Raw genomic sequence first — 23,491 nt, 5'->3', positions numbered from 1 at the left:
GCATGAACATGACGACGCGCGGGCGGATCACCGCCATCCTGGGCCCGACCAATACGGGCAAGACCCACTACGCCATCCAGCGGATGCTGAACCACCGGTCGGGGGTGATCGGCCTGCCGCTGCGCCTGCTGGCGCGCGAGGTCTATGACCGGATCGTGGCCGCGCGTGGCCCCTCGGTCGTGGCCCTGGTCACCGGAGAGGAGCGGATCGTTCCCGACCGCGTCCAGTACTGGGTCGCCACAACCGAGGCGATGCCCGACATCGCCACCGATTTCGTGGCCATCGACGAGATCCAGCTGTGCGCCGATCCCGGGCGCGGGCACGTGTTCACCGACCGACTGCTGCATATGCGCGGTACCGTCGAGACGCTTTTCCTGGGCAGCAGCACCATGCGCCCGACCATCGCGGCCCTGGTTCCCGAAACCCAGTTCGAGCGCAAGGAGCGGTTCTCGACACTGTCATGGGCAGGATCGAAGAAGCTGTCCCGGATGCCGCCGCGCAGCGCGATCGTGGGCTTCAGCGTCGACGACGTCTATGCGATGGCCGAGCTGATCCGTCGGCAGAAGGGTGGCTGCGCGGTCGTGATGGGGGCGCTGTCGCCGCGCACGCGCAATGCCCAGGTCGAGATGTACCAGAACGGAGAGGTCGACTATCTGGTGGCCACCGACGCCATCGGCATGGGCCTGAACCTGGACATCAAGCACGTGGCCTTCAGCGCCACGCACAAGTTCGACGGCAAGCGGGTCCGCCCGCTGTTTCCCCATGAGATGGGACAGATCGCCGGCCGGGCAGGGCGGCACACCGAATCCGGCACCTTCGGCGTCACCGGAGAGGCCGAGCCCCTGGACGAGGGGCTGATCGACGCGCTGGAGAACCATCGGTTCGCCCCCATCAGCCGGCTGGTCTGGCGCAACGGCAAGCTGGATTTCGGCAGCATGGACCGGCTGGTCGAAAGCCTGGAGACCGGCCCCGGCCACGAACTGCTGGCCCGCGGGCGCGAGGCCGACGACGTGGCGACGCTGAAGATCCTGCGCGACTTTCCCGAGATCAAGGACCGCATCCGCGGCGGCAAGGACGTGCGCCTGCTGTGGGACGTGTGCCGGGTGCCCGATTTCCGGGGAATCTCGACCATGGAACATGCGACTTTGCTGGCGCGGATCTTCGGTTTCCTGCAGGATGGACATATCCCGGCGGATTGGCTTGGCCGGGCCATCGAACGCATCGACCGGACCGCTGGCGACATCGACGCCATTTCGAAGCGGTTGGCATATATCCGCACCTGGACCTATGTCGCGCAAAGAACGGGCTGGGTGGCGGACGAAAAGCATTGGCGCGGGGAAACGCGCGCTGTAGAAGACCGCCTGTCGGACGCGCTGCACGCGGCCCTGACCCAACGATTTGTGGACCGGCGCACATCCGTGCTTCTGCGCCGGCTCAAGCAGAAGGAGAGCCTGGTGGCCGAAGTGAATGACAAGGGCGAAGTGACGGTCGAGGGCGAATTCGCCGGCCGCCTGGAGGGCTTCCGCTTCCGCCCCGACCAGACCGCATCGGCGGACGAGGCCAGGATGCTGAGCCGCGCCAGCTATGACGCGCTCAAGCCCGAATTCCATCTGCGTGCGGACCGTTTCTACAACGCGCCCGATACCGAGATGGACTATACGGAACAGGGCGGCCTGATGTGGGGCAGCCAGGCGGTCGGCAAGCTGGTCAAGGGCGCCGATCCGCTGCATCCCGGCGTCGAGGTCTTCGTCGACGAGGAGGCCGGTCCCGAGATCGCCGACAAGGTCCGCCGCCGGGCCCAGCATTTCATCGACCGCAAGATCGCCGCGCTGTACGAGCCGCTGCTGACCCTGCAGAAGGACGAGGCGCTGACCGGTCTGGCCCGCGGCTTTGCCTTCCGGCTGGTCGAGGCGCTTGGGATCCTGCCCCGCGACGGCATCGCCGCCGAGGTCAAGGAACTGGACCAGGAATCCCGGGGCATGCTGCGCAAGCATGGCGTCCGCTTTGGCCAGTTCACCATCTTCCTGCCCGCGCTGCTGAAGCCCGCGCCGACGCGCCTGCGTCTGGTCCTGTGGTCGCTGCACGAGGGGCTGTCCGAATTCCCGGAAAGCCCGCCGCCGGGTCTGGTCACCATCCCGCATCTTCCGGTCGTGCCCGATCAGGTCTATGCGTTGTCGGGCTATCGCCCCGCGGGCGACCGGGCGATCCGCATCGACATGCTGGAGCGGCTGGCCGATCTGCTGCGCGCGCAGGACACGCGCGGCGGGTTCGAGGCCAATCCCGACATGCTGTCGATCACCGGCATGACGCTGGAGCAGTTTTCGGGCCTGATGCAGGGCCTGGGCTATTCCGCCGACAAGGGCGAGCGTGCCAAGGTCAAGGCGACCGAGACCCCGGCCGTCGTGTCCACCCCCGAGGCTGACGGCTCTGACGCGCCGATGACCGAGGAGGAATCGGTCCTGGCCGCCGAGACCCGCGCCAAGTGGGAGGCCGAGCAGGCCGAAAAGCGCAAGGCAGACGCCCCCGAGGCCGATGCCGTCGACGCGGAGCCCGAGTCCCCCGCCGAGGTCGCACCCCCGGAGATGGAGGTGTTCTATATCTTCAAATGGGCGCCAAAGCCTCGCGGCAACCGTCGCCCGCAGGGAGACCGCGGCCAGGCCGAGCGTCCCCAGGGTGATCGCCCGCAGGGCCAGCGCCGCGGCCCGCGCCGCGATGGCGCCCCGCGCGACGGTCAGTCCAAGGATGCGGCCCCGGCAGGGGATCGCCCACAGGGCGAACGTCGCGATCGCAACGGCAAGCCCGGCGGCAAGTTCGGTGGCCCCAAGAAGGGCGGCAAGCCGTCGCACCAGGCTCCCCAGACCTTCTCCTCGCGTCCCGAGAAGAAGGCCGATCCGGACAGCCCCTTTGCGATCCTAGCCCAGCTGAAGGACAAGACCTGACTTGACCGAGGCCGCCGCCGGCCTTCGGCTGGACAAATGGCTGTGCCATGCGCGGATCTTCAAGACGCGCGGCCTGGCCGCCGCCCGCATCGAGGCGGGCGGCATCCGGGTCAACGGCCAGCCCTGCCGCAAGCCGGGGCGCGCCGTGCGGCCCGGCGACGTGCTGACGGTATCCGCCTATCAGCGTGTGCGGGTGCTGACCGTGCTGGACCTGTCGGACCGGCGCGGCCCGGCCCCCGAGGCGCAGCTGCTGTATCGCGAAGACTTGATTGATCCCCCGGGAATGTCTAGGTGACAGCCCGAACAGACCAGACGAAAGCGCCCCGATGACCTATGTCGTGACTGACAACTGCATCATGTGCAAATACACTGATTGCGTCGAAGTGTGCCCCGTGGACTGCTTCTACGAGGGCGAGAACACGTTGGTCATCCATCCCGACGAATGCATCGACTGTGGCGTCTGCGAACCGGAATGCCCCGCAGACGCGATACGCCCGGATACCGAGCCGGCGATGGAAAGCTGGGTTGAGTTCAACCGCAAATATTCCGAACTGTGGCCGGTGATCACCCGGAAGAAGGACCCCCTGCCGACCGCCGCCGAGATGGACGGTCAGGAAGGCAAGCTGGAAAAGTATTTCTCGGAAACGCCCGGCGAAGGCGATTGATTCGACCGGGCAGGGCCTGCAAGGTCCTCTTTCGCCGCCATTAAATGCCCGGACAATGCCGATGCGCCGCCCGAAAGGCGGTGCTTTTTTTGGCGTCATTTTTGTGTTATAGTCCCTTATGTCGCGCCTTGTGCTGCTGCTTGTCAACAGGACTGTGTCGCATCCCAAACTGCCGGATCCGTGCCGACTGCAGGCAGGGGTCGTCAAACATGATCGAAAACGGACCGAGGGTGGCCTTGCCCCCCTGCGGCCCTTTGTGCCCGTCTCGCGGGCGCATGTCAGAGGAAGCCAGATGTCGAAATCGAAGAAGAACGAATTCCGCCCCGATGACTTTGTTGTCTATCCGGCCCATGGGGTCGGTCGTATCGTCTCGATCGAGGAACAGGAGGTCGCGGGCCTGCGGCTGGAGATGTTCGTGATCTCGTTCGACAAAGACAAGATGACCCTGCGCGTGCCCACTGCCCGCGCCAGCGAGATCGGCATGCGAAGCCTGTCGACCCCTGACCTGATCGACCGCGCGCTGGAGACCCTGAAGGGCAAGGCCCGCGTCAAGCGCGCGATGTGGTCGCGCCGGGCGCAGGAGTATGAGCAGAAGATCCATTCCGGCGACCTGCTGTCCATCGCCGAGGTCGTGCGCGACCTGCACCGCTGCGACGATCAGCGCGAACAGTCCTATTCCGAGCGTCAGCTGTACGAGGCAGCGCTTGACCGCCTGACCCGCGAAGTCGCGGCCGTCGGCGGTCTGGACGAAGGCGGCGCGCAGAAGCGTGTGGGCGAAGTCCTGCTGACCCGCGCCGCCTGAGCGCTGACCACGACGACCCCAAGGGCGCCCCGACCGGGCGCCCTTTCGCTTTGGTGGACCGTTGTGCCGAACGTGGACAACGCTGCCCCGCCTGCCTATAAGGCGGCCATCCATACCCAACACCCTTCGAGGCGCATCATGATCAAGGTCTTCGGCCACACTTCCCCCGACACGGATTCCACCGGCTCGCCCATCATCTGGGCCTGGTATCTGAACGAGTGCCGCAAGACCCCGGCCGAGGCCGTGCTGCAGGGAGAGCCGAACACCGAGGCGTTGTGGATGCTGGACCGCTGGAACTTGTCCAAGCCGCGCATCATCGACGACGTGACCGCCGACGACGTCTGCGTGATCGTTGACACCAACAACCCCGCCGAACTGCCCGCCAACCTGGAGCATGCCGAGGTGATCGAGATCATCGACCACCACCTGCTGGCCGGCGGCATCAAGACCCGTGCACCGATCAACATCACCATCCGCCCGCTGGCCTGCACCGCGACGATCATGCACGACCTGATCGGCGACGATCTGGCGCAGGCCCCCGAAGGGATCAAGGGCGCGATGCTGACCTGCATCCTGTCGGACACGCTGGAATTCCGCAGCCCGACCACGACCCCGCATGACCGCGCCGTGGCCGAGAAGCTGGCCGCCGACCTGGGCGTCGACATCGCCGAGTTCGCCGCCGAGATGTTCGCCGCGAAATCCGATGTCAGCGCCTTCAGCGAGGCCGCGCTGCTGAAGATGGACAGCAAGGAATACGAACTGGGCGGCAAGCAGCTGCGCATCTCGGTCCTGGAGACGACCGCGCCGCAGGTGATCCTGGACCGCAAGGATGCCCTGATCGCCGCCATGCCTGCCGTTGCCGCCGAAGATGGTGCGGACGAGGTCATGCTGTTCGTCGTTGACATCCTGCGTGAACAGGCGACGCTGCTGGTGCCCAACGACTATGTCAAGTTCGTGGCCGAGCGCAGCTTTGGCGTCACCGTCACCGGTGACACCGTTGTTCTGCCCGGCGTCATGAGCCGCAAGAAGCAGATCATCCCGGTCCTGGCCGTCTGATGACCCGCATCATTTCGTCGCTGGCCGAGGTTTCGGCCAGCTATGACGCGCTGTTCTGCGATCTCTGGGGCTGCCTGCACAACGGCAGGCAGCCCTTTCCGGCTGCGGTCGCGGCGCTGCAGGCGTTCCGCGCGCAGGGTGGCCAGGTCTGCCTGATGACCAACGCCCCGCGCCCGAACCAGTACGTGATCGCTCAGCTGGACCGCATGGGCGTTCCGCGCGATGCCTGGGATCTGGTCGTCAGTTCCGGCGACGCGGCGCAGGACGCGATGTTCGCGGGCGCCGTCGGGCGGAACGTCTGGCATATCGGGATCGAGAAGGACCACGGGTTCTTTACCGACATTCCTGACGCCCATCGCGATGCGGCGCCCATCCGGCGCGTCCCGCTGGAGCAGGCCGAGGGGATCATCGCCTCGGGGCCGTTCGACGAGCTGAACGAAACGCCCGAGGATTACCGCGACCGGTTCCAGGGGGCGGTCGACCGTGGTCTGCCGATGCTGTGCGCGAACCCCGACATCGTCGTCGACATGGGCGAGACGCGCATCTATTGCGCTGGCGCATTGGCCGATTTCTATCAGTCGCTTGGCGGGACGGCGCTGTATTACGGCAAGCCGCATGCGCCGATCTATGAGCGGGCGCGGGCGCTGATGGGACTTGGCCCCGACGCGCGGTATCTTGCGGTGGGCGACGGCATCGCCACCGACATCGCGGGTGCCGAGGCGCAGGGGATCGATTCGATTTTCGTCACCGGCGGTCTGGCCGCGGACGCCTTCGGTCCGGACGTCGAACAGCCGGATTCCGGGATGCTGCCTGAATGGCTGGGATCGCAGGGACGGGCGCCGACCTTCGCGATCGGGCGGCTGCGCTGAGGCGACGCGGCCCGCGATGCGCGGGTCACGGCGCAACAATGGAACGCAGATCGAAGGTATTAGGAAATATTGTTGCCATCCATGCTTTGTGCTGCTATGCAGCATGAGGCATGGATTATGGCATTCCGGATGAGCAGCAATATGTTGGACAATCTTCCACGCGGCACCATCGTCATCGAGGATCTGGAGATCGGCATGGTCCGGCACCTGCAAAAGCAGGTGACTGATCGCGACATCGAACTGTTCGCCGAGGTGTCGACCGACCGGAACCCGGTCCATCTGGACGACGCTTATGCGCAGGATACGATCTTTGAAGGCCGGATCGCCCACGGCATGCTGACCGCGGGGCTGATTTCTGCGGTGATCGGCGAACAGCTGCCCGGTCACGGCACCGTCTATCTGGGCCAGACGCTGAAGTTCATGGCCCCCGTGCGCCCCGGCGACATGGTCCGCGCCGAGGTCGAGGTTCAGGCCATCGACCATGCGAAACGGCGGGTCACGCTTGCAACCCGCTGCCTCGTCGGCGATACGGTCGTCTTGAAAGGCGAGGCGGTCGTGCTGGCCCCAAGCCGCAAGTTCGACTGAGGGGTGCGTGGCGCCCTGTTGGGGGCGCATTGCAGATCCATCGCGACTGGACCGGGCTGAAGGCCGAGGCACGCGGCGCATCGGTTGCCATGGGCAATTTCGATGGCGTCCACAAGGGTCACCGCGCGGTCATCGACGCCGCCCGCGCCGCCAGCGACGCGCCCTTGGGCATCCTGACCTTCGAGCCGCACCCGCGCGAGTATTTCGCCCCCGACGCGCCGCCCTTTCGCCTGATGAACTCCGAGGCACGGGCCAACCGCCTGTCCCGCCTTGGCGTTCAGCACCTCTACGAACTGCCCTTTGGCCCGGTGCTGGCGGGCCTGACCCCGCAGGCCTTCGCGCAGGAGGTTCTGGCCGACGGGCTGGGCATCGCGCATGTCACCGTGGGCGCGGATTTCTGTTTCGGCAAGAACCGCGCGGGCACGGCGCAGACGTTGCAGGATCTGGGTCGGACATACGGCTTCGGCGTGACCATCGTCCCGCTGATCGGCGCGGGAGAGGCCGAATACAGCTCGACGGCGATCCGCACGGCGCTGGCGCAGGGGCTGACCCACGAGGCCGAGCGCATGCTGGGCCATTGGCACCGCATCGAGGGTGAGGTCATCCACGGCGAAAAGCGGGGCCGGGAACTGGGTTGGCCCACCGCGAACTTGGCGATGGACGGGCTGCACCTGCCGCGCCTTGGCGTTTATGCGGTGTTGGTCGACATCCTGACCGGCCCGGACCGCGGCCCGTGCAAGGGCGTGGCCTCGCTTGGGGTGCGGCCGATGTTCGGGGTGAACACCCCGAATCTTGAGGTGAACCTGTTTGATTTTTCGGGCGATCTGTACGGACAACACCTGTCGGTCGCGTTGGTCGACTTCCTGCGCGACGAGGCCAGGTTCGACAGCCTGCAGGCGCTGATCGACCAGATGGAGCAGGACGGCGCCCAGGCCCGCGCCCTGCTGTCGGGCCGCTGATGCGCGAGCGTTTCTGGGAACTGCCGCTGCCCCGCCTTGCCCCCGACGAATGGGAGGCGCTGTGCGACGGCTGTGGCAAGTGCTGTCTTAACAAGATCGAGTTCGAGGACACGAACGAGCTGGCCTTCACGCGCGTCGCCTGCAAACTGCTGGACGGGGACGCCTGCCGGTGCAGCAGCTATCCGAACCGCCACGACTATGTCCCGGACTGCGTGGTGCTGACCCCCGCCAAGATCAAGGAGGTCGCCTGGTGGCTGCCCGTCACATGCGCCTATCGCCTGCGCCATGAGGGGCGGCCGCTGTATGACTGGCACCACCTGATCTCGGGCTCGACCGAGACGGTGCACGAAGCAGGTGTCAGCGTCCGTGGCTGGACCGTCAGCGAGCTGTCGGTCACCGAGGACGATTGGGAGGACCACATCATCGAGGATCTGTCATGAATTTCGCCTCGGACAATTCGTATGCTGCGCATCCTGCCGTCCTGACCGCGGTGGCCGATGCCAATTCCGGCGCGGTCATGGGCTATGGCGCCGACCCGGTCACCGCGCGGGCCGAGGCCGCGATCCGCGATCTGCTGGAGGCACCCGAGGCCGTCGTCCGCTTTGTCGCCACCGGGACGGCCGCGAATGCGCTGGTCTGTGCGCAGCTGTCGCCGTCCTTCGGGCGCATCTACTGCCACGACGACGCGCATATCGAGACCAGCGAATGTGCCGCGCCCGAGTTCTTCTCTCACGGGGCAAAGCTGGTGACCCTGACGGGCGAGGGCGGTCGGATCGATGCGGCCACCTTGGCGCAGACGCTGCAGGTCGGTGCCGGGGTGGGCCTGAACGGCGGGCGCAGCGCGCTGGTGTCGATCACGAATGCCACCGAATGGGGCACGGTCTATGACCCGGACCAGGTCGCGGCGCTGGCCTCCGTCGCCCATGCGGCGGGATTGCCGCTGCACATGGACGGGGCGCGGTTCGCAAATGCGGTCGCGACGCTTGGCTGTTCGCCTGCCGATCTGACTTGGCGCGCCGGTGTCGATGCGCTGTGCCTGGGCGGCACCAAGAACGGCGCGATGGGGGCCGAGGCGATGGTGTTCTTCGACCCCGCCCGAGCCGAGGGGTTCGATTACCGTCGCAAGCAGTCCGGCCACGTGATGTCCAAGAACCGCTATCTTGCGGCGCAGATGCTTGCGCTGGCGACCGACGGGTTGTGGCTGGACCTCGCGCATCGCGCAAACACCAAGGCGCAGGTCTTGGGACAGGCGGTCGTCGATGTCGGGGGTCGGCTGCTGCAGCCGGTCCAGTCGAACGGCGTCTTTGCCGCGATCCCGAAGGCGGCCCATGACAGGGCGCAGGCGGCTGGCGTGCTGTATCACCTGTGGCCCGACAAGACGGTGCAGGGGGCAGACCCCGTGCCGCTGCGCCTGGTCACCGCGTGGGATACGCCCGATGCGGACGTCGCGGCGATGGCCGCGATCCTGCGCGGCTAGTTGCGCAGCGCGTCCAGCAACAGTTGCAGCGCATGTTCGATGGTTGCCGCACGCACGCGGTGACGGCCGATCGCACCGAATTCGACGGTTTGGGTGAAGGTGCCAAAGGGCTGGCTGATGCCAAAGCAGACCCGCCCTTCGGGCTTGTGCTCGGATCCGCCGGGGCCCGCGATGCCGGTGACCGAGACGGCGATCCCGGCATCGGACTGGCGCAGCGCACCCTGGGCCATCTCGGCCGCGACCTGTTCGCTGACCGCGCCATGCGTATCCAGGGTTTCGGCCCGGACGCCCAGCATCTGCATCTTGGCCGCGTTCGAATAGGTGACAAAGCCCCGGTCGAATCCGTCGGACGATCCCGCAACCTCTGTCAGGGCGCCGGCGATCAGGCCGCCGGTGCAGCTTTCGGCCGTCGCGATCATGACGCGCCGGGCGCGGGCGGCGTCAAGGACCTGCGCCGCCTGGCTCACATCAGCACCGTATGGGCAAAGGCCGCGGCGGCCATCGTGGCCAGCGCCGCAAAGATGCCCGCCCACAGGTCGTCCAGCATTACGCCGGCACTGTCATGGCGGCGATCGGCGCGGCCGACCAGCCACGGCTTCCAGATGTCGAACAGCCGGAAGAACAGGAAGGCCGCGACCCAGCCCGGATAGGGAAAGCTGTCGGCGGGCAGCCCCGCGTGCCAGAACCCGAAGGACGGCGCCATCAGCGCCAGCCACTGGCCAGCGACCTCGTCGATGACGATCTCGCTGCGATCGGGGTCGTCCATGCCGACGGTGTAGCGCGGCACGACCCAGAACCCCAACAGGATCACCAGCCCCGTGGCCAGCGCCAGAAGCGGAAAATGCCCGATGCGGTGCAGGATCAACCCCATCGCAACGGCGACCGCCGACCCCCAGGTGCCCGGGGCGGGGCGCAGCAAGCCTGCGCCGAACCAGGTGGCCAGCATGCGATCCATGGTCATTCCTTGATCAGGGTGGCGGTCGCGATGGCGGCGATCCCCTCGCGCCGGCCGGTAAAGCCAAGGCGTTCGGACGTGGTGGCCTTGACGCTGATGCGCGCTTCCTCAACGCCCATGATTTCGGACAGGCGGTGGGCCATCGCCAGCGCATGGGGCCCGATCTTGGGCGCCTCGCAGATCAGGGTCACGTCGGCATTGCTGATGCGGAACCCCTTGTCGCGGGCCATGCTGGCCGCATGGGCCAGAAAGATCGCGCTGTCGGCACCCTTCCATTGCGGGTCCGAGGGCGGGAAATGCCGCCCGATGTCGCCCTGCGCCAAGGCGCCATAGATGGCGTCGGTCAGCGCATGCATGCCAACATCGGCATCGGAATGGCCCAGCAGGCCCGCGTCATGCGGCACCTGCACGCCGCACAGGGTGACGTGGTCCCCGGGTCCAAAGGCGTGCACGTCATAGCCATTGCCAAGGCGGATATCCATGTCGGTCCCCAGAATGCGTTCGGCCCGCGCGAAATCGGCGGGAAAGGTGATCTTCAGATTGTCTTCCGAACCTTGGGTGATGGCAACCTCCATCCCCGCGGCAAGCGCCAGCTGGACGTCGTCGGCCGCATCCCCCGGATGATCGCGATGCGCCTGCAGGATCCTGTCCAGAACGAAACCCTGCGGCGTCTGCGCCCGGAACAGCCCGTCACGCGGCGCGATGGCCGCGACACGCGCGCCGTCCCCCCGCCACAGCGCGTCCGACACGGGCAACGCGGGTGCGGCGGCGTCCGCACCCTCTTGCAGCGCCCGGATCACGTCGTCGATGACCGATGGTGCGACCAGCGGGCGTGCCCCGTCATGGATCAGGACATGACTGGCTTGACCCTGCAGGGCGGTCAGGCCAGCGCGGACACTGGCGGCGCGGGTCTCGGCGCCCGCGACGATGGTGATGCCGCCGGCATAGCGGGCGATGGCCTGCCCCATGTCATCGGGGTGAACGACCAGAACGATCCGTTCAAAGCCCGCAAAGGCCGCCAGGGTTCGGTCCAGGACAGGACGCCCGGCAAGATCGCGCCACTGCTTGGGCAGGCCGTCCCCGGCCCGCGTGCCCCGTCCCGCCGCCGTGATCAGCGCGGCAAAGCCCGCAGGCGCGCTGATCATGCGTGATCGGGCATGTCGCCCTGGATCGCAGCCGCAAAGGCCGTCCGATACAGGCTCGACAGTTCGGCCAGCGGCGCACTGTCGCCGCCCAGGGTCACGCTGTCGCCGCCAAAGCGGCCAACGGTAGCAATGGTCACGCCCGCGGCCTGGGCCGCGGCGGTCAGGGCGCCTGCGGTGTCGGGGCGGCAGGCGACCAGATAGCGGGCCTGATCCTCTCCGAACAGTTGGGCGATGTCACCGCTGTCCAGCGTGACGCCCAGGCCCGCGGCCTCGGCCATCTCGAAGGCGGCAAGCGCCAGGCCGCCGTCCGACAGGTCGGTCGCCGATGCCAGGTGGCCCCGGTTGGCGCGCAGGAATTCGCCGTTGCGGCGTTCGTCGTCCAGATCGACATGCGGCGCATCGCCGGATTCGATGCGGAACGCCTCCCACGCCAGGGCCGACTGTTCAAGGTGACCGCGCGTGGCACCGATCACCAGGGCCAGGTCACCCTGCGCGGGCAGGCCCGCGATCAGGTCGTCCAGATCGGCGATCAGGCCGACGCCGCCGATGGTCGGCGTGGGCAGGATGCCCTTGCCGTCGGTTTCGTTGTACAGCGACACGTTGCCCGACACGATGGGAAAGTCCAGCGCGCGGCAGGCCTCTCCGATGCCCTTGATGGCACCGACCAGCTGGCCCATGATCTCGGGCTTTTCGGGGTTGCCGAAATTCAGGTTGTCGGTCGTGGCCAGGGGCAGGGCGCCCACCGCGGTCAGGTTGCGATAGGCCTCGGCCACGGCCTGCTTGCCGCCCTCGAACGGGTTTGCCTTGACATATCGCGGGGTGACGTCGCTGGTGAAGGCCAGCGCCTTGCGGGTCCCGTGCACGCGAACGACGCCCGCGCCCATTCCGGGACGGCGGATCGTGTCGGCACCGACCTGCGTGTCGTACTGTTCCCAGACCCAGGCACGGTGCGCATGGTTCGGGCTGCCGACAAGCGCGCGCAGGCCGGCGATGGGCGCGATCGGGGGCAGGGCCGGCGCGGGCGTGGCCGCAGGCGTCTCGACCCAGGGGCGGTCATATTCCGGCGCACTGGAGGACAGCTTTGACAGCGGCAGGTCGGCCATGACCACGTCGCGATGAACGATCAGGAAGCGGTCCTCGGCGATGGTCTCTCCGACGATGGCGAAGTCCAGGTCCCATTTCTGGAAGATCGCCCGCGCCTCGGCCTCCTTCTCGGGCTTCAGCACCATCAGCATTCGCTCCTGGGATTCCGACAGCATCATCTCGTAGGCGGTCATGTTGGTTTCGCGTTGGGGCACGCTGTCCAGGATCAGCTTGATCCCCAGGCCGCCCTTGTCGCCCATCTCGACCGCTGAACAGGTCAGGCCCGCAGCCCCCATGTCCTGGATCGAGATCACCGATCCCGACGCCATCAGCTCAAGGCACGCCTCCAGCAGGCATTTCTCGGTGAAGGGGTCACCGACCTGCACGGTGGGACGTTTGTCCTCGATCGTGTCATCGAACTCGGCGCTGGCCATGGTCGCGCCGCCGACGCCGTCGCGCCCGGTCTTGGCGCCCAGATAGACGACGGGCATGCCCACGCCCGAGGCCGCCGAATAGAAGATCTTGTCGGCATCCGCCAAGCCCGCCGCAAACGCGTTGACCAGGCAGTTGCCGTCATAGCTCGGGTGGAAACGAACCTCTCCGCCGACGTTCGGCACGCCGAAGGCGTTGCCATAGGCGCCGATCCCCTCGACCACGCCCTTGACCAGATGCGGGGTCTTGGGGTGATCGGTGCGCCCGAAGGACAGCGCGTCCATCGCCGCGATCGGGCGCGCGCCCATGGTGAAGACGTCACGCAGGATGCCGCCCACGCCGGTCGCCGCGCCCTGATGGGGTTCGATATAGCTGGGATGGTTGTGGCTCTCCATCTTGAAGACCACCGCCTGACCGTCGCCGATATCGACAACGCCCGCGTTCTCTCCGGGACCGCAGATCACCTGGGGGCCGTCGACGGGCAGGGTACGCAGCCATTTCTTGGACGACTTGTAGGAACAGTGCTCGTTCCACATGGCACTGAAGATGCCCAGTTCGGTGAAGGTCGGTTCGCGCCCGATGATCTGCAGGATGCTGGCATACTCGTCCGGCTTCAGCCCGTGGGCCGCGATCAGTTCCGGGGTAAGCTGTGGTTCCTGCATGACACGACCCTTCCTGCGCATGAAATCACGCGTCTTCTAGGCGCTGGCGGCGTCCATGGAAAGGCCGCAGAACCCGGGCGCGGGACAAAAAAAAGCCGGGCACAAGGCCCGGCCTAAGTCCAACAGGGAGGTAGAAGGTGATGAGCGATTACGCTGATCATCGCCTTCTAAGCCCGATCTATGTGCAGTCTGTGAACTCTTCAAGACAAATGGCGCTGCGGCTGCAGCATAGCCGCCATGCGCTGGCGTAATGGCTGCACGCGGCGCGTGCATCATCCCGGTTTTGCCTGCGGTTTGGGCAGGTCAGACCTGCCCGGCCTCGCTTTGATGGCGCCGATAGGCCTGGATCTCTTCCAGGACAAAGTCGCGGAACACCGCGACGCGGCGCGTCTGGCGCATTTCCTCGGGATAGGCAAGGAAGACCGGCACCTCTCCCGATTCGGTGTCCGGGAACACGCGGATCAGGTTCGGGTGGTCGGCGGTCAGATAGTCGGGCAGGACGCCGATGCCCAGATTGGCCAGCACTGCCTGCAGCACGCCGAAATAGTTGTTCACCGTCAGGGTCGATCCGACGTTCTGGGACATCAGCTCCTGCACCAGGCGCGCGCCGGCCGCCACCTGAGGCTGGTCGGGTTTCTGGCAGATCAGACGGTGGTTGGACAGGTCGGCCAGAGATTCCGGCGCGCCATGCGCCGCGATGTAATCCGGGCTGGCGTACAGGCGCATCCGGATGTTCAGCAACCGGCGGCGGATCAGGTCGGACTGGCTGGGCTCCTTCATGCGGATGGCGACGTCGGCCTCGCGCATGGGCAGGTCCAGGACGCGCTCCTCCAGCAGCAGGTCGATGCGCAGGTCGGGATACTTTTCGTACAGCTTGACCAGGCGGGGTGCCAGCCACAGCGTACCAAAGCCCACGGTGGCCGTCACCTTGAGTTCGCCGAAGACGTTTTCCTCGCTGTCGCGGATGCGGGCCGAGGCGCTGTCCAGCTTTCGCGACATGGACGAGGTTGCCTCGAACAGCAGCTCTCCCTGTTCGGTCAGAATCAACCCCCGCGCGTGCCGGTGGAACAGCGTCGTGCCAAGCGACTCCTCCAGTGCGCGGATCTGGCGGCTGACCGCCGATTGCGACAGGTGCAGCACGTCGCCCGCATGCGTCAGGCTGCCGGCATCGGCCACAGCGTGAAATATTCTAAGCTTGTCCCAGTCCATCCCTGTTACAATCCTGTCATGACAGCCATGCGAATTTTGCAGACCTAACCTTCCCCTGCGATTCCGGCAAGGTCACGTCAAGGAAAGAATTTCCGCTTCGTTGGTCAGCATTTCTGACCTATAATGACCGTGGAGGCCTTTGGTCATGGGAGGAGAGGGTGATGAGCAAGCAGGAATTTTCGCTAGCCGATCGGTTCGATCTGTCGAAACGTCACGTGTTGTTGAACGGGACGCAGGCACTTGTCCGGCTGATGCTGATGCAATCAGCACGCGACAAAGCCGCGGGGCTTGATACGGCGGGACTGGTCACCGGGTATCGCGGCTCTCCCCTGGGCAGTGTCGATCTGCAGATGACGCGCGAGGCCAAGCGCCTGGCGGCAGCGCAGGTCCTGTTCCAGCCCGGCCTGAACGAGGATCTGGCCGCGACCGCCATCTGGGGCAGCCAGCAGGCCGAACTGCGCGGCGAGGGGCGTCACGACGGCGTCTTTGCGCTGTGGTACGGCAAGGGTCCGGGGGTGGACCGGTCGGGCGACGTCATGCGCCACGGCAACATGGCCGGATCGTCGCGCCATGGCGGCGTCGTGATGGCGATGGGCGACGATCACACGGGCGAAAGCTCGACCGTGCTGCATCAGTCTGACTGGGCGATGATCGACGCCTATATCCCCGTGCTGTCGCCTGCCGGGGTGCAGGAGATCCTGGATTACGGCCTGTATGGGTTCGCGCTGTCGCGCTATGCAGGGGTCTGGACGGGTCTGAAGACGATGAAGGACACGGTCGAGGCGACATCGGTTGTCGACGGCGATCCGCATCGAATGGCGTTCACCCTTCCGGAGCGCGTGCTGCCCGAGGGGGGGCTGAACATTCGCCTTGGCGACACGCCCGTCGCACAGGAAGCCCGGATGATCGACCACAAGCGTTGGGCGGCCGAGGCGTTCAGCCGTGCGAACCGCATCGACCGCAAGGTCTGGGGCAAGTCGGGCGCGCGGATCGGCTTTGTCGCCGCGGGCAAGAACTGGCTGGATCTGGTCCACGCCCTGTCCCTGCTGGGCATCGACGAGGCCGAGGCCGAGCGGTTGGGCCTGACCACCTACAAGGTCGGGCAGACATGGCCCATGGACATGAAGTCGATCCAGGAATGGTCCGAGAACCTGGAACTGATCGTCTGCGTCGAGGAGAAGCGCAAGCTGATCGAGGTGCAGCTGAAGGAGGCGATCTTTGACAACCGCCATGGGCGTCGCGTCCATGGCTGGAAGCACGACCGCACCGGAGAGGAGCTGTTCCCGACCCGCTATGCGCTGGACCCTGTGATGATTGCCCAGAAGATCGGCGGCATCCTGATCGAGGAGGGTCGCGGCACCGAGCGTCTGCGCACCGGGCTGGAGCGGCTGAACGAGGTGCGCCGCAACGACAACGCCCCCGAGATTGCGACCAGAACCCCTTGGTTCTGTTCGGGTTGTCCGCATAACAGCTCGACCAGGCTGCCCGAAGGCAGCCGCGCCTATGCCGGGATCGGTTGCCATTACATGGTGCAGTGGATGGGCCGTGAGACCGAGGGTTTCACCCATATGGGCGGCGAGGGTGCGAACTGGATCGGAGAGGCGCCGTTCAGCAACAGAGGCCATGTTTTTCAAAACCTTGGCGACGGAACCTATAATCATTCCGGGTCTTTGGCGATCCGCGCGGCCTTGGCTGCGGGGACCAACATCACCTACAAGATCCTGTACAACGATGCCGTCGCCATGACCGGCGGACAGCCGAACGAGGGCGGCCTGACCGCCCCGCAGATCGCCCGCGAACTGGTGGCGATGGGCGTCGGCACGGTCGTGGTGGTTCACGATGAAAAGGAGGACGTCGATCAGTCGCAGTTCCCCAAGGGCCTGCGGTTCGAGGAACGTGCGCAGATGATGACCGTCCAGCGCGATCTGGAAAAGGTCGCGGGCGTCAGCGCCATCCTGTATGTCCAGACCTGCGCGGCCGAGAAGCGCAGGCGGCGCAAGAAGGGACAGTTCCCCGACCCGGACCGCCGGATCTTCATCAATCCCGACGTCTGCGAGGGCTGCGGGGATTGTTCCGTCCAGTCGAACTGCGTCTCGATCGTGCCGTTGGACACGGAACTGGGCCGCAAGCGGCAGATCGACCAGTCGAGCTGCAACAAGGATTACAGCTGCGTCAACGGGTTCTGCCCCAGCTTCGTGTCGGTCAAGGGCGGCAAGCTGCGCAAGCCCAAGGCCGAGGCGTTCGACCTGCCCGATCTGCCACAGCCCACGCTGCCTACGATCAACGGAACGCATAACGTCGTCATCACGGGCGTCGGCGGCACCGGTGTCGTGACAATCGGCGCCGTGCTGGCGCAGGCCGCCCACATGGACGGCAAAGGCGCCGGCATGATGGAGATGGCGGGCCTGGCGCAGAAGGGCGGCGCGGTGCATATCCATCTGCGCCTGGCTGAACGCCCCGCCGACATCAGCGCGATCCGCGTTGCCGTGGGCGAGGCGGACTGTGTCATCGGCGGCGATCTGGTGGTGACGGCGGGGGCCAAGACCGTGGGCCTGATGACCCAGGGCCGCACCGGCGCAGTCGTGAACGACCACGAGATCATCACCGGCGACTTTACCCGGTTCCGCGATTTCCAAGTCCCGTCGGACCGGCTGCGCCTGTCGCTGCAGGCCCGTTTGGGCGACCGGGTGGCGTTCTTAGATGCAAACGATCTGGCGCTGCGGCTGCTGGGGGATTCGATCTATTCGAACATGCTGGTGCTGGGTGCGTGCTGGCAGCGTGGGCTGATCCCGCTGTCGCTGGAGGCGATCATGGAGGCGATTCGCCTGAACGGCGCGCAGGTCGACGCCAACCAGCGTGCATTCCAGATCGGCCGTTGGGCGGTTGTCTATCCCGAACAGACGCGCAAGCCCGCCGAGGTCACGCAGTTGCCGGTCGATCCCGTGGCCTATCGCGCGGAACGGTTGGTCGGCTATCAGAACAAGCGGCTTGCCGCCCGGTACCGCAAGCTGGTCGATGCCGCGCCCGCACAGCTTCGCGACAGCGTCGCAAGAAGCTATTACAAGCTGTTGGCGTATAAGGATGAATACGAGGTTGCACGGTTGCATCTGACCACCGCCGAACAGGTTGCGGCGCGGTGGGAGGGGGACGTGACCCTGTCCCTTCATCTGGCGCCGCCAATGTTGACCGGCAAGGACGCGAACGGCCGCCCTAGAAAGCGGGAGTTCGGTCCGTGGATGCTGCGCGCGTTTCGGGTTCTGGCCGGGATGAAGGGGCTGCGGGGAACGCCGCTGGACCCCTTCGGCTACAGCGCCGAACGCCGGCGCGAACGGGCGATGATCCGCGAATACGAGGCCGACATGACCCGCGTCTTCGCCTCGGTCACGGATGCGATGATGCCGGTGGCGATCGAACTGGCGGAACTGCCCCTGGGCGTGCGCGGCTTTGGCCCCGTCAAGGACAAGGCTGCCGATCTTGCCGCGACCCGGCGGGCCGAGCTGCTGGCGCAGCTGCAGGCTGGGCACCCACCCATCCGTGAAGCGGCGGAGTGATCCAGGTCATTTCCAAAAGCGGCGTGTCGCCCTATGAAGGGCGGCACGCGACGCGGGAGGTTCTGGGATGGCGATTGGGGTGTTCGATTCGGGTCTGGGCGGGCTGACGGTCCATCAGGCCATTACCGCGCGCCTGCCTGACCTGCCGCTGGTCTATCTGGGCGACAACGCTCATGCGCCCTATGGGGTGCGCACCGCCGACGACATTTTCGATCTGACCTGCAAGGGCGTCGAGCGCCTGTGGGACGAGGGCTGCGATCTGGTGATCCTGGCCTGCAACACCGCCAGTGCCGCGGCGCTGAAGCGGATGCAGGAAACCTGGCTGCCGGCGGACAAGCGCGTCCTGGGCGTGTTCGTTCCCATGATCGAGGCGCTGACCGAACGGGCCTGGGGCGATAATTCGCCGCCGCGCCGGGTGGCGGTCAACAACGTCGCGCTGTTTGCCACACCCGCGACCGTCGCCAGCCGCGCGTTTCAGCGCGAACTGGCGTTCCGCGCGGTGGGCGTCGATGTCGAGGCCCAGCCCTGCGCCGGCGTGGTCGATGCGATCGAGATGGGCGACGAGCAGCTGGCGGAGGCCCTGGTCACCAGCCATGTCGAGGCGCTGAAGCGCCGTATGCCGTACCCGGAGGCCGCGGTGCTGGGCTGCACCCATTACCCGCTGATGCAGGACGCGTTCCAGCGCGCCCTGGGGCCGCAGGTCAAGGTCTTCAGCCAGGCGGGGCTGGTCGCCGAAAGCCTGGCCGACTATCTGACGCGCAGGCCCGAATTCGTTGGGTCGGGCACGACGTCGATGTATCTGACGACCGGCGATCCGGTGCGGGTGGGCGGCAAGGCCACGCAGTTCCTGCGCCGCGCCATCAGCTTTGATCCCGCCTGAGGAGGACCCATGGCCGGCATGAAATCCCTGAAGAAGCAGCGCCGCGTCCAGGTTCTGGCGGCGGCAAGCCTGGCCCTGGTCGTGGCGGTGGGGCTGATCGGATACGGCTTCAGCGACGGCATCAATCTCTATCGCTCTCCCAGCCAGGTGGCCGAGACGGCGCCCGAGCCCGACGAGTTCTTTCAGCTGGGCGGGCTGGTTAAGGACGGATCCATCGTCAATGGCACCGGCATGGCGTTCGATTTCGTGATCACCGACGGCGCGGTCGAGATCCCGGTGACCTATGTCGGCAACGACCCCCGCCCGGACCTGTTCAGCGAAGGGCAGGGCACCATCGCCAAGGGTCACTACCGCGACGGCCGGTTCGAGGCGCGCGACCTGCTGGCCAAGCATGACGAGACCTATATGCCCCGCGAGGTGGTGGATACGCTGAAGGCGACCGGCGTCTATCAGGAACCCGGCACCTAAGGCAACGCGCGCAGGGTTAACGACAGGTTAACCGCATCGCCCCAGCATCCCCCGATGCGGCCCCGATCCGGGGCGCGCGTCAGACATGGGGGTGTCATGCCAAGCGTCGAACAGATTGCCCGTCAGATCGTGGCCCGCGAAGGCGGGTACGTGAACGACCCCGACGATCCGGGCGGGGCCACCAACTTTGGCGTCACCATCGGCACGATGCAGTCCCTGGGGATGGACCTGAACCGCGATGGCCGCATCGACGCCGCCGATGTGCGCGCCCTGACGCGGGCGCAGGCCGAACAGATCTTCGTCGAGCATTATTTTCGCAAGCCACGCCTTGCCGAACTGCCCGAACCGCTGCAGGCCAGCGTCTTTGACATGTATGTCAACGCAGGCGGGAATGCGGTCAAGATTCTGCAGCGCCTGGTCAGCCGAATGGGCTTTCGCACCGCCGATGACGGGGTCGTCGGGCCGATGACCATCGCGGCCGTGGCAGACGCGGCCGAGGCTGCGCCGGATCATCTGGTTGACGCCTATGGGATCGCGCGGCGCAACTATTACTATGCGCTGGCCGATCAGCGCCCGGCCAGCCGCAAGTACGCGCGCAGCAAGGCGGGCGGCAAGGGCGGCTGGATCACCCGCGCCGAGGAGTTCATGGCCCCCCGCTATCGCCTCAGCGAGGCTGAGCACCGCCAGAGGACATCCGCATGGGCCTGATCGACCGCTTCATCGGAATCGCCCCGACCGTCACCGCCCTGGGCAGCGCCGCGACCGGCATGGCCGAGGTCTTTACCCAGAACGCCACCCGCCGGATGGAACTGGACGAGGAGGCCTATGCCCGCGCCATCGCCCAGCACGGCCAGGAATTCGCGGTGCCGCGGCAGGGCTGGTTCGACGGGTTCGTCAACGGCCTGAACCGCCTGCCGCGCCCGCTGCTGGCTTTAGGGACGATGGCGCTGTTCATCTATGCGATGGTCGAGCCGATCGGATTCGGCATCCGCATGGAGGGGCTGCAACGCGTCCCCGAACCCCTGTGGTGGCTGCTGGGCGCCATCGTGGGGTTCTATTTCGGCGCGCGCGAGGCGCATCATTTCCGCCACCGCGTCTGGCCCGCCCCCGTGACCGAGGAGACGACCATCGTCTCCGGCACCGTCACAACGCCTGTCGCCATCTCCGCGGACGATTTCGCCGACAACGCGGCACTGCGCGACTGGCTGGCGACCCTGCGCGAATAGGCCGCAAGGCCCGCACGCAAAACTGAGCGACCGGGACCAAGGGGGGGCTTTTCCCCCCTTGGCCGCATCCCTATGCTGTCGGGCAACAAAGGATGCCCGCAGATGATCGCTGAACTTGGCCATTTCGCCCTGATCCTGGCCTTCATGGTCGCGATCTATCAGATGACCGTGCCGATGATCGGCGCCGCAAAGGAATGGCACGGCTGGATGGACAGCGCCCGCCCGGCGGCCATGGCCCAGTTGCTGCTGATGGTCATCAGCTTCGGCGCACTGACGATCGCCTTCGTCACGTCCGACTTCTCGGTCCTGCTGGTCTACGAGAACTCGCACACTCTCAAGCCGATGCTCTACAAGATCAGCGGTGTCTGGGGCAACCACGAGGGCTCGATGCTGCTGTGGGTGCTGATCCTCGCGCTGTTCGGCGCGGCGGCGGCGCTGTTCGGGGGCAACCTGCCGCCCAGTCTGCGGGCACGGGTGCTGGGGGTCCAGGCATCGGTCAGCGTGGCGTTCTATGCATTCATCATCTTCACGTCGAACCCGTTCTGGCGCATGGGCAATCCGCCTTTCGACGGGCGCGACCTGAACCCGCTGCTGCAGGACCCAGGTTTGGCTTTCCACCCGCCGTTCCTGTATCTGGGTTATGTCGGCCTTTCGATGGCCTTCAGCTTTGCCGTCGCCGCCCTGATAGAGGGTCGCGTGGATGCGGCCTGGGCGCGTTGGGTCCGTCCCTGGACCCTGGCTGCCTGGGTGTTTCTGACCATCGGCATCGCGCTTGGCTCCTGGTGGGCCTATTACGAACTGGGCTGGGGCGGCTTCTGGTTCTGGGATCCGGTCGAGAACGCCAGCTTCATGCCCTGGTTGCTGGCCGCCGCGCTGCTGCATTCCGCCATCGTCGTCGAAAAGCGCGAGGCGTTGAAAAGCTGGACGATCCTTCTGGCGATCATGGCGTTCGGTTTCTCGCTGATCGGCACGTTCATCGTCCGATCGGGGGTCATCACCTCTGTCCACAGCTTCGCAAACGACCCTGAACGTGGCGTCTTCATCCTGGCGATCCTTGCGGTGTTCATCGGCGGCGCCCTGACGCTGTTCGCGGCCCGCGCGTCCGAGATGACCGCCAAGGGCGTCTTCGCCCCCCTGTCGCGCGAGGGCGCGTTGGTGCTGAACAACGTGCTGTTGGCCGTGTCGGCCTTTGTCGTGTTCATCGGCACGATCTGGCCGCTGGTGGCCGAGATGGTCTGGGGACGGGTGCTTTCCGTGGGCCCGCCCTTCTTCAACCAGGCCTTTACCCCGTTCATGATCGTGTTGGCGATCGCCCTGCCCATCGGGTCGCTGATGCCGTGGAAACGCGCTACGCTGGCCCGCAGCCTGCGCCCGCTGCGCGGTCCGCTGATCCTGTCGGCGGCGATCATGATGCTGGTTTTTGCGGTGTCGACCGGCAATTCGGCGCTTGCCGTGATTGGGGCGGGGCTGGGATCCTGGCTGATCTTCGGCGCGCTGGCCGATCTGTGGCTGCGGACCGGCAGTTCCGGCGCGTCGCGCCTGTTGCGCCTGCCTCGTGCCGATTGGGGCAAGGCGGTCGCGCATTCCGGGCTGGGCGTCACCTTCGTGGCCGTGTCCCTGATCCAGGCTTGGCAGGTCGAGGATGTGCGCGTGGCGCAGATCGACCAGCCCTTTGCGGTCGGCAGCTATGACTTGGTCCTGCGCGACGTGCGCCGGGCGGACGGACCCAACTATCTGGCCCAGAAGGCCGTGATCGAGGCCAGCCGCGACGGCAGCCCGGTCGCGATCCTCTCTCCGGAAAAGCGCGTCTATCCCGTCCAGGGGATGCCCACGACCGAGGCCGCAATTGATTACGGCTTCTGGCGCGATCTGTATGTCGTTCTGGGTGACGAACAGCCCGGCGGCGGATGGGCGGTGCGGACCTATATCAAGCCCTTTGCCAACTGGATCTGGGCGGGCTGTCTGATGATGGCCATCGGCGGGCTGATCAGCCTGACCGACCGGCGCTATCGCGTGGCGGCGGGTGCGGCCCGGCAGGCGCGCCCCGGCGCGGTCCCCGCGGAATGAGGGTCCGGGCCGCCGCACTGGCGCTGATCCTGACCGCCTGTCCGGTCTTGGCCGTCCAGCCTGACGAGGTCCTGCCCGACGCCGCGATGGAGGCACGCGCCCGCGAGATTTCGCAACAGCTGCGTTGCCCCGTCTGCCAAGGAGAGAACATCGACGAATCCAACGCGCCGATCAGCCGCGACCTGCGGCTCTACGTGCGCGAGCGGTTGCTGGAGGGGGACAGCAACGACCAGGTGATCGACGCGGTCGCCGACCGCTTTGGCGAATTCGTGCTGTTCAATCCGCGGCCCGATGGGGCGAACATGATCCTGTGGCTGGCCGCGCCCCTGATGGCGCTGGTTGCATTGCTGACCGCGGCCGGCTTCCTGCGCGCCCGCAACCGCCCGGCGCCCGAGGTCGAGGCCCTGGACCCCGACGAACGTCGGCGCCTGGCCGAGATCATGCGCGATCCCTGACGCCGG

The 23,491-nt window shown here is 66.5% G+C and carries 22 protein-coding genes; 17 read left to right on the top strand and 5 right to left on the bottom strand.

Annotated features, from left to right (window positions below; all coding sequences use genetic code 11):
- Positions 1-8: 8 nt before the first annotated feature.
- From PRL19_RS13455 to PRL19_RS13410, 10 genes are all read left to right on the top strand, one after another.
- On the top strand, positions 9-2,939 hold the full coding sequence (locus PRL19_RS13455; protein WP_273743263.1) for a helicase-related protein: 2,931 nt from the start codon (positions 9-11) through the stop codon (positions 2,937-2,939).
- Between the two features lies 1 nt (position 2,940).
- Entirely contained in the window at positions 2,941-3,234 is a 294-nt protein-coding gene (locus PRL19_RS13450; RefSeq protein ID WP_273743262.1) for an RNA-binding S4 domain-containing protein, read from the top strand.
- Between the two features lie 31 nt (positions 3,235-3,265).
- Positions 3,266-3,604, top strand: coding sequence for a ferredoxin FdxA (gene fdxA / locus PRL19_RS13445; RefSeq protein ID WP_045999118.1), 339 nt, complete (start codon positions 3,266-3,268; stop codon positions 3,602-3,604).
- Positions 3,605-3,896: 292 nt separating this feature from the next.
- Entirely contained in the window at positions 3,897-4,406 is a 510-nt protein-coding gene (locus tag PRL19_RS13440; protein WP_042246772.1) for a CarD family transcriptional regulator, read from the top strand.
- A gap of 138 nt (positions 4,407-4,544) precedes the next feature.
- Positions 4,545-5,462 (top strand): manganese-dependent inorganic pyrophosphatase, encoded by a 918-nt coding sequence (locus PRL19_RS13435; RefSeq protein ID WP_148912254.1) that lies wholly within the window; start codon positions 4,545-4,547, stop codon positions 5,460-5,462.
- A complete protein-coding gene (locus tag PRL19_RS13430) occupies positions 5,462-6,331 on the top strand; it encodes a TIGR01459 family HAD-type hydrolase (RefSeq protein WP_273743261.1) in 870 nt (289 codons plus the stop codon). Before PRL19_RS13435 ends, PRL19_RS13430 begins: the two co-directional genes overlap by 1 nt.
- A 141-nt stretch (positions 6,332-6,472) precedes the next feature.
- Positions 6,473-6,916: a MaoC family dehydratase gene (locus tag PRL19_RS13425; RefSeq protein ID WP_127898588.1), complete on the top strand. Its 444-nt coding sequence runs from the start codon at positions 6,473-6,475 to the stop codon at positions 6,914-6,916.
- 29 nt (positions 6,917-6,945) lie between these two features.
- Positions 6,946-7,875, top strand: coding sequence for a bifunctional riboflavin kinase/FAD synthetase (locus tag PRL19_RS13420; protein ID WP_045999121.1), 930 nt, complete (start codon positions 6,946-6,948; stop codon positions 7,873-7,875).
- The gene (locus PRL19_RS13415; protein WP_045984124.1) at positions 7,875-8,315 is read left to right on the top strand and encodes a YcgN family cysteine cluster protein; all 441 of its coding nucleotides are present in this window, start codon (positions 7,875-7,877) and stop codon (positions 8,313-8,315) included. The genes PRL19_RS13420 and PRL19_RS13415 overlap by 1 nt, the downstream gene beginning before the upstream one ends.
- A complete protein-coding gene (locus PRL19_RS13410) occupies positions 8,312-9,352 on the top strand; it encodes a threonine aldolase family protein (protein ID WP_273743260.1) in 1,041 nt (346 codons plus the stop codon). The genes PRL19_RS13415 and PRL19_RS13410 overlap by 4 nt, the downstream gene beginning before the upstream one ends.
- Here the strand turns inward: PRL19_RS13410 and PRL19_RS13405 are convergent.
- From PRL19_RS13405 to PRL19_RS13385, 5 genes are all read right to left on the bottom strand, one after another.
- Positions 9,349-9,819 carry a CinA family protein gene (locus PRL19_RS13405; protein WP_084697672.1) on the bottom strand — a complete coding sequence of 157 codons (471 nt, stop codon included), beginning with the start codon at positions 9,817-9,819 and terminating at the stop codon, positions 9,349-9,351. The genes PRL19_RS13410 and PRL19_RS13405 overlap by 4 nt on opposite strands.
- The gene (locus PRL19_RS13400) at positions 9,816-10,313 is read right to left on the bottom strand and encodes a phosphatidylglycerophosphatase A family protein (protein WP_127898585.1); all 498 of its coding nucleotides are present in this window, start codon (positions 10,311-10,313) and stop codon (positions 9,816-9,818) included. The genes PRL19_RS13405 and PRL19_RS13400 overlap by 4 nt, the downstream gene beginning before the upstream one ends.
- The gene (locus tag PRL19_RS13395) at positions 10,310-11,452 is read right to left on the bottom strand and encodes a bifunctional 2-C-methyl-D-erythritol 4-phosphate cytidylyltransferase/2-C-methyl-D-erythritol 2,4-cyclodiphosphate synthase (RefSeq protein ID WP_273743259.1); all 1,143 of its coding nucleotides are present in this window, start codon (positions 11,450-11,452) and stop codon (positions 10,310-10,312) included. Before PRL19_RS13395 ends, PRL19_RS13400 begins: the two co-directional genes overlap by 4 nt.
- A complete protein-coding gene (gene purL / locus PRL19_RS13390; RefSeq protein ID WP_273743258.1) occupies positions 11,449-13,629 on the bottom strand; it encodes a phosphoribosylformylglycinamidine synthase subunit PurL in 2,181 nt (726 codons plus the stop codon). The genes PRL19_RS13395 and purL overlap by 4 nt, the downstream gene beginning before the upstream one ends.
- A gap of 303 nt (positions 13,630-13,932) precedes the next feature.
- Positions 13,933-14,838: a LysR family transcriptional regulator gene (locus tag PRL19_RS13385; RefSeq protein WP_045999125.1), complete on the bottom strand. Its 906-nt coding sequence runs from the start codon at positions 14,836-14,838 to the stop codon at positions 13,933-13,935.
- A gap of 161 nt (positions 14,839-14,999) precedes the next feature.
- Here PRL19_RS13385 and PRL19_RS13380 point away from each other — a divergent pair, with 161 nt between their 5' ends.
- The 7 genes from PRL19_RS13380 to PRL19_RS13350 all read left to right on the top strand — a co-directional run bounded on the left by PRL19_RS13380 (position 15,000) and on the right by PRL19_RS13350 (position 23,485).
- Positions 15,000-18,389, top strand: coding sequence for an indolepyruvate ferredoxin oxidoreductase family protein (locus PRL19_RS13380; RefSeq protein WP_273743257.1), 3,390 nt, complete (start codon positions 15,000-15,002; stop codon positions 18,387-18,389).
- 67 nt (positions 18,390-18,456) lie between these two features.
- Positions 18,457-19,269 carry a glutamate racemase gene (locus PRL19_RS13375; RefSeq protein ID WP_273743256.1) on the top strand — a complete coding sequence of 271 codons (813 nt, stop codon included), beginning with the start codon at positions 18,457-18,459 and terminating at the stop codon, positions 19,267-19,269.
- A gap of 18 nt (positions 19,270-19,287) precedes the next feature.
- On the top strand, positions 19,288-19,737 hold the full coding sequence (ccmE, locus tag PRL19_RS13370; RefSeq protein WP_045999619.1) for a cytochrome c maturation protein CcmE: 450 nt from the start codon (positions 19,288-19,290) through the stop codon (positions 19,735-19,737).
- 96 nt (positions 19,738-19,833) lie between these two features.
- The gene (locus PRL19_RS13365; protein ID WP_127898579.1) at positions 19,834-20,445 is read left to right on the top strand and encodes a holin-associated N-acetylmuramidase; all 612 of its coding nucleotides are present in this window, start codon (positions 19,834-19,836) and stop codon (positions 20,443-20,445) included.
- A complete protein-coding gene (locus PRL19_RS13360) occupies positions 20,436-20,963 on the top strand; it encodes a holin family protein (protein WP_273743255.1) in 528 nt (175 codons plus the stop codon). The genes PRL19_RS13365 and PRL19_RS13360 overlap by 10 nt, the downstream gene beginning before the upstream one ends.
- A gap of 102 nt (positions 20,964-21,065) precedes the next feature.
- A complete protein-coding gene (locus PRL19_RS13355) occupies positions 21,066-23,030 on the top strand; it encodes a heme lyase CcmF/NrfE family subunit (protein ID WP_273743254.1) in 1,965 nt (654 codons plus the stop codon).
- Positions 23,027-23,485: a cytochrome c-type biogenesis protein gene (locus tag PRL19_RS13350; RefSeq protein ID WP_273743253.1), complete on the top strand. Its 459-nt coding sequence runs from the start codon at positions 23,027-23,029 to the stop codon at positions 23,483-23,485. Before PRL19_RS13355 ends, PRL19_RS13350 begins: the two co-directional genes overlap by 4 nt.
- Positions 23,486-23,491: the final 6 nt, after the last annotated feature.

Source organism: Paracoccus marcusii, assembly GCF_028621715.1.
GTDB lineage: Bacteria > Pseudomonadota > Alphaproteobacteria > Rhodobacterales > Rhodobacteraceae > Paracoccus > Paracoccus marcusii.
Note: the sequence above shows the minus strand (reverse complement) of the source record. Positions and strands in the feature narration are given on the sequence as shown.

Bases quoted from the DNA above. Each gene is read 5' to 3' on its own strand.
- purL (WP_273743258.1), bottom strand. From the start codon at position 13,629: ATGCAGGAACCACAGCTTACCCCGGAACTGATCGCGGCCCACGGGCTG.
- PRL19_RS13425 (WP_127898588.1), top strand. From the start codon at position 6,473: ATGTTGGACAATCTTCCACGCGGCACCATCGTCATCGAGGATCTGGAG.
- PRL19_RS13365 (WP_127898579.1), top strand. From the start codon at position 19,834: ATGCCAAGCGTCGAACAGATTGCCCGTCAGATCGTGGCCCGCGAAGGC.
- PRL19_RS13385 (WP_045999125.1), bottom strand. From the start codon at position 14,838: ATGGACTGGGACAAGCTTAGAATATTTCACGCTGTGGCCGATGCCGGC.
- PRL19_RS13400 (WP_127898585.1), bottom strand. From the start codon at position 10,313: ATGACCATGGATCGCATGCTGGCCACCTGGTTCGGCGCAGGCTTGCTG.
- PRL19_RS13435 (WP_148912254.1), top strand. From the start codon at position 4,545: ATGATCAAGGTCTTCGGCCACACTTCCCCCGACACGGATTCCACCGGC.
- PRL19_RS13455 (WP_273743263.1), top strand. From the start codon at position 9: ATGACGACGCGCGGGCGGATCACCGCCATCCTGGGCCCGACCAATACG.
- PRL19_RS13380 (WP_273743257.1), top strand. From the start codon at position 15,000: ATGAGCAAGCAGGAATTTTCGCTAGCCGATCGGTTCGATCTGTCGAAA.
- ccmE (WP_045999619.1), top strand. From the start codon at position 19,288: ATGAAATCCCTGAAGAAGCAGCGCCGCGTCCAGGTTCTGGCGGCGGCA.
- PRL19_RS13410 (WP_273743260.1), top strand. From the start codon at position 8,312: ATGAATTTCGCCTCGGACAATTCGTATGCTGCGCATCCTGCCGTCCTG.
- PRL19_RS13360 (WP_273743255.1), top strand. From the start codon at position 20,436: ATGGGCCTGATCGACCGCTTCATCGGAATCGCCCCGACCGTCACCGCC.
- PRL19_RS13430 (WP_273743261.1), top strand. From the start codon at position 5,462: ATGACCCGCATCATTTCGTCGCTGGCCGAGGTTTCGGCCAGCTATGAC.
- PRL19_RS13375 (WP_273743256.1), top strand. From the start codon at position 18,457: ATGGCGATTGGGGTGTTCGATTCGGGTCTGGGCGGGCTGACGGTCCAT.
- PRL19_RS13440 (WP_042246772.1), top strand. From the start codon at position 3,897: ATGTCGAAATCGAAGAAGAACGAATTCCGCCCCGATGACTTTGTTGTC.
- fdxA (WP_045999118.1), top strand. From the start codon at position 3,266: ATGACCTATGTCGTGACTGACAACTGCATCATGTGCAAATACACTGAT.
- PRL19_RS13350 (WP_273743253.1), top strand. From the start codon at position 23,027: ATGAGGGTCCGGGCCGCCGCACTGGCGCTGATCCTGACCGCCTGTCCG.
- PRL19_RS13355 (WP_273743254.1), top strand. From the start codon at position 21,066: ATGATCGCTGAACTTGGCCATTTCGCCCTGATCCTGGCCTTCATGGTC.
- PRL19_RS13415 (WP_045984124.1), top strand. From the start codon at position 7,875: ATGCGCGAGCGTTTCTGGGAACTGCCGCTGCCCCGCCTTGCCCCCGAC.
- PRL19_RS13395 (WP_273743259.1), bottom strand. From the start codon at position 11,452: ATGATCAGCGCGCCTGCGGGCTTTGCCGCGCTGATCACGGCGGCGGGA.